Below are 11975 nucleotides of genomic sequence, written 5' to 3'. Positions count from 1 at the left end.
GGAAGGAGTCTTGATTGATTTAGCAGCTTCGCGAGCGAAGGCTTCTAGAGCTTTCTTATCCATATTGCTTATCCTTAGCCATGACTGGCTTAATTATAAGCAGATACACAATTTAAATTACAGGCTCAACTGCTCGCAGAATAGCATTGATAATGCCCTTTAAATCAATGCTTTCAATCAATTATGGTGAGTAACCAATATTTGTTACTCACCGATATACTCACCAAAAAATTTTGGTTAACTTACTGATGTTGCATCCACAGCAGCAGATCGGACAGCAACCAAGATTTGGTCGAACCTATTTGATCAACCGTAACTACAGTGTCTGTTGGTGATGATGACAAAATATAGTCAATGATGTGTTTCCAGTAACCCTGCCTGTAATGTATGTATAAGCCAGTATCAGCAAGTATTTGAATCATAGAGCGTCCTCCATCTGCGAGGGTATCTTTCATTTTAAAGGCTCGTTCGTGATGCTCGCCTACCCTTGAGCACCATTGAATTAAGATACCAAATCCTTTCTTAAATTCTGGGTCATACGTGTGAGCTTTAACAGAGATAGGCCCTGCGCTATTAGTTCTGGTGGTGCGCCTTCAGGTAAAGACATCAACCCCTCATCTCGTTTCTCGATTATTACGTTCATTGCAAATCCTCATTGGATTGGCTGCAGTGCAATAGTTTCAGATCTTTTCAATTCATTTCGACGTCGTGATGATGGTGCCGATTCCTGAGGTGAAAAATGGCATCTGTGATTGCCCATTTTGGTACTGAAGAGAGCTTGACATGGAGTAATGTTGTGTTTTTGATTTATGTTTACTTTGTGGTTTTTTTTAACACCTAGGGTGTTACAATACCACTTGGGGTAAACCTCTGGTTCGGTTTGCGTATAATATTCACACCTTAGGTATTAAAATGTCATCCAAGATAAACTGGTTGGTCGCCCATGCATATCCTGGCGCCCTTGTGTTACAGCAATGGCTGACTGAGAACGGAATTAGCTATTCCTTAGCTCAAAAATATGCGCAGAGTGGTTGGCTTAGGAAGCTGTCTTCAGGCGTTTATTATCGGCCAAGCGTAAAAGATGATGTTAAGCCTGGCTGGGTGGATGCTCTACAAGCGATGGACACACAGTTGCACCATCCTGTTCATCTGGCTGGGTTAAGCAGCTTAACTCACCAAGGGCTGAGTCACTATTTACAGCTAAGCAAAGAACAAGTTTGGATAGGGGTGAAGAACAAACAATCATTGCCTAAGTGGTTTCGTGAATTCCCCAATCAAAATTGGTTTTATTGTGGTAACCATAAGCTTGAAGCTGTCTCTGACAAGGACCTAAAAGTGATTACGGTTAAAGGAAAAGAGCTAAAAGCTAGTTGCCCAGAGCTTGCTGCTTACGAAGTTGTTGATGCAATCGGGAAGCAAATCTCGTTTGAGCATGCAGCAGAGCTTTTTCAAGGCCTTGTAAACCTGAGTCCTAGAAAGGTGCAATCTCTTCTTGAACGTAGTAGCTCGGTTCAAACCAATAGAGTGTTTTTGTTTTTGAGTCATTATCATGGGCATCAGTGGACTCAGCGCATTGATGAAACAAAGATCGCATTAGGTTCAGGAAAGCGTCAGGTGGTAGAGCAAGGGCGATTTGATGAGCGTTACCAAATCACTGTGCCAGAAATATTAAGTGTAAAAAAAGAAGAAGCAAACAATGGATAGAGAGAGCCCTTATTACAAGCAGGTTTCATTGCTGATTAGAATGTTACCAGTGGTTGCAACAGAACCTTCATTTGCACTCAAAGGTGGTACAGCTATCAACTTATTTGTGAGAGATTTTCCACGCTTGTCTGTGGATATTGATCTTGCTTATCTTCCTCTTGAGCCCAGAAATGAAGCTCTAGCAAATGTAAAAGCAGCATTGCAACGTATAACCGATTTAATCAACAAAGAACCTGAGAACCGAGCTATATTGCAGGACCATAGGTTAGATGAATTGCGTATTGTTGTTACAAGTCCTAATGCAACAATTAAAATAGAAGTCTCTCCGGTAGCAAGAGGTACGTTGCATAAACCTGATAGCTTAGCTGTCCAAGAATCAGTCGAAGAGGAGTTTGGTTATGCAGAGGTTCCTGTAGTTAGTCTGCCCGATCTTTATGGCGGAAAACTATGTGCTGCCATGGATCGCCAACACCCTCGCGACCTGTTTGATGTTCGTATGCTGCTTGCAGAGGAAGGTATTTCACGAGATATCTTTGTTGGATTCATTACTTACGTACTAAGCCACCCAAGACCTATCAATGAGGTTATGGCACCTAACTGGCAACCTCTTGATGATAAGTTTCAAGCTGAGTTCGATGGCATGACCTTTGAACCCGTTGAGTTAAACGACTTAATTTCTACAAGGCCTGCGATGGTAGCTGCACTACAAGCCCATTTCACAGAAAAAGATCGCTCATTTTTGTTGTCATTCAAACAAGGGAATCCTGATTGGTCACTGTTTGACTACCCAGATGCAGCAGAACTGCCAGCTATACGCTGGAAGCTACAAAACATAGCTAAGTTAGCTAAGAATCAAGAAAAACATGTAGAGCAGCTAACTAAATTAGAGTTTGTACTTGATGAGTGGCTTAAGCAGGCTAACTCCAATTAACTTTATAAAAGTATTAACAATAATTCTAAGGAGTAGGTGTGTCACGATTAACTGACCTCATCGCCCAAGCAAAAGTAAAAGACCCACAAATGGGTAATGCCGTTCACTTAAGAGTGAACGGCATTTTTGTTCTTAGCATACCGTTGTGGTCTAGGCTTAACTGTTCTAGGGAATGTTCTTTTCCTTCGCCCTTCAAGTATTAAGTTTTCAGCCATGTTAAAACCCTTTAACTGACGAGGTATTGCTCCTAGTGTTGAGTAAGGTAAGACTACAAGTAACGCAGATACATGAGCTAATGTGCCTTTAAAACTCAGTTGATAAGGAAGGTAGTTTCCCTTTAAATTGAAGCAAAGCTCTACCATCTGATATCGGATTAAATTGTAAGTAAGCAAGATGCCCCATAACTCCTGCTTTACCAACTCTGGTAAACGACTTCGCAGTGTGAGACGGTTTTCAAGCATGTATTGTTTTTGCTCTCGGTAGCAGGTTGTATTTCAGAGCTAACTCAGCAACCATTTTATCACCTTTAGCAGTATCGAGTGCTACCTTAGCTTTAAATTCAGGAGAGTGGTTTTTACGTTTTCTAGTCATAATCTGTTCCCGTATTTTGGGGTACTATCAAAACAGATCAATAACTTAAAATCATGTCCGAAAATTGAGGGCCACTTCGGTTTCCAGTGGTACACGAACGACTTTAAGTATACATCTAGCAGTCAACCAAACCGAATCCATGGTCAAAAAAACTGGATCAATTAATAGTCATAAGAGCAGATTAAGAAATAATTTGATTCTTAACTTGTAGTTCTAAAAAAAAATAAAAATATGCAAACCAACATTTAAGTATTTGACTTTATTAAAAACCTGTGCAGATAAAATTACAATGGATTTAATGAGTACATAATTTTTAATTCTTTTTCTAATATTGTTCTCGGATTGTAGCTAGGGAGCCTGGTGAACAATGAGTCGGGTTTTACTTGCAGTCCTTCATTTAGGCTCAGACGTAATTGTTTAAGCAGAAATGAAAGATCTCACAATGTCGATAACGAACGCTCATTGATTAATCAATGATTCGTTTTCGTTTCTGATACTAAACAAAGGAAACAATGTAATGAAAAAATTCAAACAACTTTCTCTCTCTATTTTGGTTGCTTCCAGCTTTGTCGTCATCTCTGGTAGTACGCTGGCAGCAAGCGGCGGAGTTGTAAACTTCTCTGGTAAAGTAGTTAATACCCCATGTGGTATTTCCACAGAAACAGCAACTCAGAACATCACATTTAATGATATTTCAAAAGCTCACCTGAGTACCGATGGGGCTACATCTGAAATCCGCGATCTGAATATTGACCTGGTTAACTGTGATTTGTCTGCACCGGAAGGTTCGGAAGAGGCGTTCAGATCTGTGACAGTTTCTTTCACTGGTTCAACAAATGGAAACAACAACACTGAACTGGCAACCGTCGGTGGAACTGGAGCGGCGATTGTTATTGCTAATACTGGTGGTACGCCGTTGGAAATCAACGCAGCCGAAGGTAATCAAGTCAAACTTGATCCAGGAACGAATAACTTACGTTACGTAACTTGGGTGAAAAAAGGTACAGGCCAGGAAGTTACAGAAGGTGATTTCATGGCTGTTGCAAATTTTAGGCTGACTTACCAATAAATACTCAGAATTGACGAATGACTTTATTAAGCAGGCTCGGCTAGGCCTGCTTTAATAAAGATCTTTTGGCTTAAGAGAATTCCCCTAGCGTAATGATACTACCTGTTTCAGCCAGTTCTGGATGAATTTACCGTAAGAAGCCTTCTTTTGGTAAGGTGAAAATTTTTGCAAAGGAATGTTATTTGGTGTTGTTTTTCATGACTATTTTATCGTTTAAGCGCATAAGTTTATTTACAGCAGTAATCACTTTCTGCCTTACCAAAGCGTATGCTATTGAGTTTAATACCGACTTACTGGACGTTAATGATAAAAATAATATCGATTTTTCCCGCTTTTCCCAGCAAGGCTACATTATGCCGGGAAGATACAACCTTTCAGTGCTGTTAAATAATAACCGTATCAGTAACTATTCCTATTTAATCAACTTTTTTGAGGAGGATGGAAGCGAGCAGACCAAAGCCTGTATTACCCGCGAGATAGTTGAAAAGTTTGGCCTTAAAAACGAAGCATTGAATAAAGTATCTTTCCAGGCGGAAGATAGTTGTGTTGATTTTAGCGGCCTGCCAGGCGTTGAAATCAAACCGGAAATGGCAGAAAACGCTATTAATGTCAGTATTCCTCAGATTTGGCTGGAGTATTCTTACTCCTCTTGGCTCCCCCCATCACGTTGGGATGAAGGTATTGCTGGCGTACTGGTGGACTACAACATTAATGCAAGCTTGATAAATAGTTATCGGAGCGGAAATTCTGAACGGCTTGGTTATAACGGTACCGCAGGTATTAACGCTGGTCCTTGGCGTCTGAGAGCAGATTATCGAGGAAACTATAACTTGTTCCTGTCAGCGGATGATAAGCGAGTAACACAACATGACTTTGATTGGTCGCGAATTTATGCATACCGTGCCTTAGCGGATTGGCAATCCACGCTGATGTTGGGTGAAAATTATACCGATTCAGATATTTTTGATTCCTGGCAGTTCACTGGTCTTAGTCTGAAAGACGATGAGCGAATGCTGCCGCCGAAAATGCGTGGTTACGCCCCTCAAGTATCAGGAATAGCGGAAACAAACGCCAGAGTGAAAGTGACTCAGCAGGGGCGGATATTGTATGACTCCACTGTACCAGCTGGCCCGTTTACGATCGACAGTTTAGACGGCTCGACTCGTGGCCGTTTGGATGTTGAGGTCATTGAACAGGATGGTAGAACAAAAAAATTCCGTGTAGACGCAGCTTATGTTCCCTATCTGACCAGGCCAGGACGACTACGTTACAAACTAAGTCTCGGAAAACCCAGAGTTGCCGAACACAAACTTGAAGGATCTATGTTCCTATCTGGTGAGGCATCGTGGGGGATTAATAATGAATGGTCTCTGTATGGTGGAGGAATAACTACAAAAGATTTTAATACATTGTCAATTGGTGTTGCGAAAGACCTGAAACGGTTTGGTTCATTATCTGTGGATATTACTCAGTCTGTTGCGACAGTTCCCGAAAATGGCACCAAGAAAGGCAAATCCTGGCGGGTAAGTTATTCGAAGCGGTTTGATGAAATGAATACGGATATTACGTTTGCTGGTTACCGTTTTTCTGAAAGGGATTTTATGACCATGAAGCAATATTTGAATGCCCGTTCTAGCGGTACGATCACCAGACGGGAAAAGGAGCTTTACACTACTTCGGTTAATAAACATATATCAGATTGGAACATGGTGCTAGGGCTTCAGTATAGCCATCAGACATACTGGGACAGTCAAGCAAGCCGATATTATAACTTTTCTTTGAACCAGTATTTTGATTTTTTCGAACTGAAAAATATTTCGGCCAGTATTAACGCATCTCGTACTCAATATCGTAACCGGGATCTCGATTCGGTTTATCTGAGCCTCTCTATGCCATTCGGAGGTAGCACGCTTCGCTATAACAGTAGTCTCAGTGGCGATATTTATGAGCAGTCGGTCGGACTCAGTGGCCGAGTGAAGGAAAGGCTAGGGAGTTATAGTATTAATGCAGGTTATCGTGACGGCAACGGTATTAAACCGACCAGTAAGTTCTCTGGTTATTACAGCCGCCAGTTTCCGGCTACTGATTTCTCCGCCAATATGTCGTGGGAGGAGAAAGGTTATACCTCCCTGGGTTTGGCTCTGGCTGGTGGGGTGACTGCAACAGGAGAAGGAGTTGCTCTTCATTCAGGTGGCTCGGGAGGAGGAACCCGGTTAATGGTGGGTACGGAAGGTATCTCTGGCGTTCCGGTTGACTCTGGCCGTGCAGTAACAAACGCAATGGGTATTGCAGTCGTAACGAGTGTTAATAGTTATTATCGTAATACAACCACCGTTGATGTAACCAACATGCCGGACGATATAGAAGTAAGGCAGGCGGTTACTGAATCAGTTCTGACAGAAGGAGCCATAGGTTTTCAGCGATTTAAAGCCGTTAAAGGGCGGAGACTCTTTGCAACAATTCGCCATAAAGATGGTGAAGACGTACCGTTCGGCGCATCAGTAAGAAACCGTGCCGATATTGAGATAGGAATCGTCGGAGAAGAAGGACTGACCTGGCTGAGTGGAATAAACCCTAGTGAAAAAATAATAGCACGTTGGGGTAAGAATGAACGGTGCGAAATATCGCTGCCCGAGCAAATTGGCGTCGATGTCCAGGTATTTGTTTGCTCACCCGAGAAACAATAAGCAGTATGTACTCAGATAAAAATTGAAAACTAAGTGAGAGGTTTTTGTTGATGAAAAAGTTAGATCTACTTGTGTATACAATATTGATAGCGGTGCTTGGAGTGAGTAATGGTGTGCTGGCGGCTGTATCTCTGGATAGAACCCGGGTAATTTATGACGGGGACCGTAAGTCTATAACATTGACGATCTCTAATGAAAATAATCAGTTGCCTTATCTGGCTCAATCGTGGCTGGAAGATGAAAATCAGAAAAAAATCACAACAGGTCCTATCATTGCTACCCCTCCGGTTCAGCGGCTAGAGGCCGGAGCTAAGGGGGTCATTCAACTGACTAAAACACCAACCATTAATAAGCTGCCACAGGATCGGGAGTCGCTATTTTATTTTAACTTGAGGGAAATTCCGCCAAAAAGTGAGGAAGCTAATGCGTTGCAGATAGCTCTGCAAACTAAGCTTAAACTGTTTTACCGGCCTGAATCCGTTATAGCGAAACCAAATGCCGTTTGGCAGGATCAACTGATATTGCACAAAACCAGTCAGGGCTACCGGATAGAAAATCCAACGCCGTACTACATCACAGTTATTGGTTTGGGGGACAGTGAAAAATCATCACGATCTAACCCGTTTAAAGTAGTGATGATCGCTCCTAAATCTTTCGAAGATATTAAAACAGCAGAAAAACACCCGACAGTATATCTGACTTACATTAATGATTATGGTGGTCGGCCAGCGCTGGCATTTCATTGTGATAGCAATAAATGTATTGCCGATAAGTATAGTAGCAAGAAATAACAATAGGACGCAGTATGGATAAAGCAGCGAATACCTTATTGATTATCATATTTTTGATTGTGAATCAAGTGCATGCAGTTTCTCTGGTGTTTTCAGGCGAGCTATTTGAGGCACCATGTATGGTGGATCCATCCAGCCTGACTCAGACCGTAAGTTTTCTTGATAGGGCTGCCCGAGATTTCTGGTACGAACCGGCCAGAAGTGAAACGCAAGAGATTGTGATTAAACTTAACAACTGTAATTCATCGGCAATAGGGAAAGTTGTACAGACTCGATTTTCCGGAGTGACGGAAAGCGCGATGGGATCCCTACAATCTTATTTTTTGTCGATGAATAGCGGGCCGCAACAGGGAAAATTAGCCATTGGGATTCTGGACAATGATAGCAGTACCCTCATTCAATTCAATGGTGACAACACATCAGACGGAACTGTCGTTAACGGGAAGAAGCTAACCTTGACTTTCAAAGCATTTGTACAGGCGACACCAGAATCTATTGCTCAAAAAAGTGTTGGTGAAGGGGATTATGCCTCCCAGGTACGGTTTGAGCTTTTCTACCAGTAATATTGTCAGATTCAGAGAGAGGTTTCATGAGAGTTTTGTTGTGTCTTCTGACGTTGGTTTGGTTACCTAGTCTGTCATTTCATGCCGATGCAGTTGATATTGAGGTAAATGTTACCGGTGAAATCTATATTCCGCCATGTGTGATTAATGATAACAGTCCAATTATTGTAAGGTTTTCAGATATGCTTACCGTAGACGTAGATGGTCAAAACAACGCCGAAACGATCACTGTATCAGTATACTGTTATGCGTATAGCGGCGCACCTTATATAAAATTGACCGGAAGTCCTTTGAGTAATGCGCCAACTAATGTTCTCAGAACCACTATTTCATATTTGGGTATCGCACTCTACATGGGGGATAGTGTAGATAATAGCTACCCAATGACTTTAGGAACAGGGGATATTGGCTATGGTTATACCGTAACTGCAGGGTTAGATTTGCTAAACAGCGGCATAGGGGTCTTCACATTTACAGCCGTGCTGTTTACGTCTGATGTAGAGCGGCTGCAATCGGGACCATTCAGTGCCAGCGCTCTAATGTCATTAGTATATTTATGATAGGGACATTCGTTCGAATATTACCCTTCTGTTATATTGCTACTATCTAGTTATTATTTTTTTGTCAAGATCGATTAAAATGAAATATTCCAGATTATTTTTATTGATTACCCTTGTATTTTCTATTCCAGACTAGCTTCAATTCGGGCGACAGAGTCAATTATATCCTAATTTTGACAAATACATATTGATTTTAATTAAAAAAGGTTGGCGTGTGAAAAGAGAAATGTTAAAATTAATAGTACTATTTTTATTATTAATCCTCACTAGCTTTTCATTATCTGCAGAGTATCAGCACTTTCTGTTTATTCCAAATAAGCAAATAGAAATTCATACAGAATCAGTTAATCTCGAGGATGACACGGTCAGCGTGAAAGCTTTCCTGTCGGGTTTAGTTAATGGCTATCAGCCTTCACGAGTTATTTACAATAATTGTACAGCAACACATAGCACAATTCCTGCTAAGCAGAGTAAAACATCATGGTTGTTAATTCCCAGGGAGTTTGTTTTTCAAGGGCAACGTATTAGAGTCAGCATTGATGTATATAATGGCTGGCGCACGCCAACCAGTAGCATTCAACTTCCAGCCGGATATGATGTAAAAATTGTCCAGAATATTATTGACTCCCGTTTAGAAATTTGCTGGCAAATTGGGGGGACTGTTAATACAGAATTGTATTGGGAAAATGCGCAGTTGACATTCACTGTTTCTAAGCAAGGCTTTCCACCCGGTGACTATAAGATTCCAATATCATTTTATTATGGTTATGAGGAACATAAATACAGTGGTGCGACAGTAGCACCTATCGCACAGTTAGCATATATTCTTCTACAGCACGGCAGAAAGGACTGGTTCGATCTTGATGTTGCAGTCCGCTCCCGTTGTCATCTAAACAACTATGGGCCTGTTTCTCTTTCTCATGGTCGTATGACTTCGGATGAAGCCAATGGAAATAAAACCAGTCCGGCGAGAGTGAGCGTCACTTGTGACTATAATGCGCCGGTTAAAGTGGAGCTGATCGGTAATCAGCGGGTTGCAGGGCGAACTAAAAATTTTACCCGTTGCGGATCCGGGGGAACCTGTGAACTGACTTTTAATGGTGGCGAGTACGACAAAACGTACAATACAACTGGCAATCTTGATATTGACGTAATCTCTACTTTCCATCCTAATCCAGGACCCGCTATCGAAGGAGTTTTCTCAGGCAGTGGTGTTTTAAAGGTGATTTTTGAGTAGGTAGGAGTTAAACGTAACTTTATACATTACTGAAAAACGGAAATAACAGAGAACATGAAGCAAAATAGAGAATAACGTTTTTCGCATCAAATCCCACTGCTTATGGTAGCAGTGGGATTTTTCTGTTAAAGATAGTCAGTACGTATAACAGTAAAATGTCGGAAAAATGCTAGTGGTTTGTAGCACGTAATTACCTCCCTGTGGGATAATGATCATGGTAAATTGCTGATCTGGGCGGGTGTAGAAATCCGGCATCAGCTTCATTTGCGCAAGCTTATCTCCGGCATTATCATATTCCGATACTTCATAATGATAGCTCTTCATCATAAACTGATGAGCATTTCGGGTATAATCTACCAGAATTTTCCGTCTTACTCGTAATGGTGGTTGCTCCGGAGTTTCAATATAGCCATCCATTGCAATAACGCCGCGCATATTTTTCATATCGTAAGATATGACACTGTAAAGTCTGACATCCCCGATACTGATCACTGCATTAACCCTGCACTTCATCAGAGCTTGCTCATTCAGACTATTCCATACTAATAAACTCACTATCATGCTAACAATAACGATCAAAACAACGGTTATTTTAGCTTTCATCGCGGTGGCTTCCTAAAACAAAATAACGGGAAAGGCAGAAGTTATCACGGTTGTTTGCCGTCATTGGTTTTTCACACTGGTAGATGGTAGTGCGGTCAACGTGATCATAGGTAACTACATAGAAATAATGGAGTGGTTTCTGATCATAAAATTCTGTCTGGTCGATAACTGAGCAATTAGGAGACAATTTCCGTAATGTATCATAATGACGCTCGTAGTTACGCTCATCTTTATTAAAGTAGATATGACAGCCGCTTGGGGTCACCTCAATTTCAGAAAATTTAATAGAAAAGTCCTTCATTGTCGGGCTACTAGAGTACAGAACAATAGTCAGTAATAATAAACAAATGGTTATAGTGGCAGAAATAATCGGTAAGGCTGAACGACGTTTTGAAGTATCTAACAGATTAGTTTTTTTTGCTTGATCTTCAACGGGGGCTTCAACTGATTGGTCACCGACTATTGAGATGGTGACCCTTGATGGTAAAATGATTCCCTGCTTTGGTATCGTGATTATGACTTCGTCATTGATATTGAAAGACTTCAGTGCTCGCCTGAGCAGGGAAATATTCTGATAGAAGCTGTTGGGTGATACCTCAAGACCATTTTTGCGCCAGACAAACTCAAAGAATTCATCATGGGGAATAACCTGCCCTTGTTTTTCTATCAATAATTGGAGACAGCGACGCACTGGGGTATTGACAGTCACCTCAGTAGTCTCAAGGGTTTGATCATCCCTTGCCCACAACTTGCCTGAAATTACATCAAAAAATATAAAATTATTAATGAGATAGATTCGGTTTAGCATTACGGTTTAGTTAAGGTTATTCACAATGTTTAAAGAAGTAGACCTCAATAGTAGTACACATAATCTAATTCCTTAAATGGTTGATCTAGCCCATGCTGCGTATATCTACATATCGAAGTAAGTTTCATCAGGGGGAGAGGGATGCCATTGAGTCCTGATGATTGTTATAAAATACCATGTAGTGGCTAATTAAGCTCTGATTTTTGGGGCGTGGTGTAAGCTTTCAAGTAAGTCTCCTCATGTTCCAGCCCTCACCATAATCGCTCAATGAATATCTTGTCCGAACCAGCAGTTTTTCCCATCTTGCTGAATGTCATGATCGAGTGACTTTCGTGTGAATTCAGTGCTGGTAAACTGACTGCCCTGATCGGAGTTAAACATATCAGGCTGTCTGTAGTGTTGAAGTGTAGTGGTACGATGAATTTGGTCAC

The 11975-nt window shown here is 41.3% G+C and carries 12 protein-coding genes and 2 pseudogenes; 8 read left to right on the top strand and 6 right to left on the bottom strand.

Annotation, left to right across the window (positions count from 1 at the left end; all coding sequences use genetic code 11):
• Positions 1-242 precede the first annotated feature (242 nt).
• Entirely contained in the window at positions 243-560 is a 318-nt protein-coding gene (locus tag FKN88_RS14960; protein WP_306687624.1) for a DUF927 domain-containing protein, read from the bottom strand.
• Positions 561-912: 352 nt separating this feature from the next.
• Here FKN88_RS14960 and FKN88_RS14955 point away from each other — a divergent pair, with 352 nt between their 5' ends.
• Complete coding sequence (locus tag FKN88_RS14955) at positions 913-1704, top strand: type IV toxin-antitoxin system AbiEi family antitoxin (protein ID WP_154169553.1); 792 nt, start codon at positions 913-915, stop codon at positions 1702-1704.
• The gene (locus FKN88_RS14950) at positions 1697-2635 is read left to right on the top strand and encodes a nucleotidyl transferase AbiEii/AbiGii toxin family protein (RefSeq protein WP_154169551.1); all 939 of its coding nucleotides are present in this window, start codon (positions 1697-1699) and stop codon (positions 2633-2635) included. The genes FKN88_RS14955 and FKN88_RS14950 overlap by 8 nt, the downstream gene beginning before the upstream one ends.
• Positions 2636-2742: 107 nt before the next feature.
• Here FKN88_RS14950 and FKN88_RS14945 read toward each other — a convergent pair.
• Both FKN88_RS14945 and FKN88_RS14940 read right to left on the bottom strand, forming a co-directional pair.
• A pseudogene (locus FKN88_RS14945) lies at positions 2743-3117 on the bottom strand (IS4 family transposase); the annotation flags it as partial.
• Complete coding sequence (locus FKN88_RS14940; RefSeq protein WP_187985360.1) at positions 3089-3226, bottom strand: transposase; 138 nt, start codon at positions 3224-3226, stop codon at positions 3089-3091. The pseudogene FKN88_RS14945 and the gene FKN88_RS14940, both read right to left, overlap by 29 nt.
• A 517-nt stretch (positions 3227-3743) precedes the next feature.
• Here FKN88_RS14940 and FKN88_RS14935 point away from each other — a divergent pair.
• The 6 genes from FKN88_RS14935 (at position 3744) to FKN88_RS14910 (ending at position 10133) form a co-directional block, all read left to right on the top strand.
• A complete protein-coding gene (locus FKN88_RS14935; protein ID WP_154169549.1) occupies positions 3744-4295 on the top strand; it encodes a fimbrial protein in 552 nt (183 codons plus the stop codon).
• A gap of 197 nt (positions 4296-4492) precedes the next feature.
• The gene (locus tag FKN88_RS14930) at positions 4493-6982 is read left to right on the top strand and encodes a fimbria/pilus outer membrane usher protein (protein WP_187985361.1); all 2490 of its coding nucleotides are present in this window, start codon (positions 4493-4495) and stop codon (positions 6980-6982) included.
• A 50-nt stretch (positions 6983-7032) separates the two neighbouring features.
• Positions 7033-7773 carry a molecular chaperone gene (locus FKN88_RS14925; protein ID WP_154169541.1) on the top strand — a complete coding sequence of 247 codons (741 nt, stop codon included), beginning with the start codon at positions 7033-7035 and terminating at the stop codon, positions 7771-7773.
• Positions 7774-7787: 14 nt separating this feature from the next.
• Entirely contained in the window at positions 7788-8336 is a 549-nt protein-coding gene (locus FKN88_RS14920; RefSeq protein WP_154169539.1) for a fimbrial protein, read from the top strand.
• A gap of 26 nt (positions 8337-8362) precedes the next feature.
• Positions 8363-8896 carry a fimbrial protein gene (locus FKN88_RS14915; RefSeq protein ID WP_154169537.1) on the top strand — a complete coding sequence of 178 codons (534 nt, stop codon included), beginning with the start codon at positions 8363-8365 and terminating at the stop codon, positions 8894-8896.
• Between the two features lie 214 nt (positions 8897-9110).
• Positions 9111-10133 carry a PapG chaperone-binding domain-containing protein gene (locus FKN88_RS14910; RefSeq protein WP_187985362.1) on the top strand — a complete coding sequence of 341 codons (1023 nt, stop codon included), beginning with the start codon at positions 9111-9113 and terminating at the stop codon, positions 10131-10133.
• Between the two features lie 135 nt (positions 10134-10268).
• On the opposite strand, the gene FKN88_RS14905 is transcribed toward FKN88_RS14910, so the two are convergent.
• From FKN88_RS14905 to FKN88_RS14895, 3 genes and pseudogenes are all read right to left on the bottom strand, one after another.
• A complete protein-coding gene (locus FKN88_RS14905; protein ID WP_154169532.1) occupies positions 10269-10736 on the bottom strand; it encodes a hypothetical protein in 468 nt (155 codons plus the stop codon).
• Positions 10726-11544: a winged helix-turn-helix domain-containing protein gene (locus FKN88_RS14900; RefSeq protein WP_154169530.1), complete on the bottom strand. Its 819-nt coding sequence runs from the start codon at positions 11542-11544 to the stop codon at positions 10726-10728. The genes FKN88_RS14905 and FKN88_RS14900 overlap by 11 nt, the downstream gene beginning before the upstream one ends.
• Before the next feature lie 105 nt (positions 11545-11649).
• A pseudogene (locus tag FKN88_RS14895) lies at positions 11650-11949 on the bottom strand (IS3 family transposase); the annotation flags it as partial.
• Positions 11950-11975 lie beyond the last annotated feature (26 nt).

Origin of the sequence: Vibrio sp. 2017_1457_13 (genome assembly GCF_030851525.1) — a bacterium.
Taxonomy (GTDB): Bacteria; Pseudomonadota; Gammaproteobacteria; order Enterobacterales; family Vibrionaceae; genus Vibrio; species Vibrio metschnikovii.
This window is presented reverse-complemented; position numbering and strand designations above follow the sequence as displayed.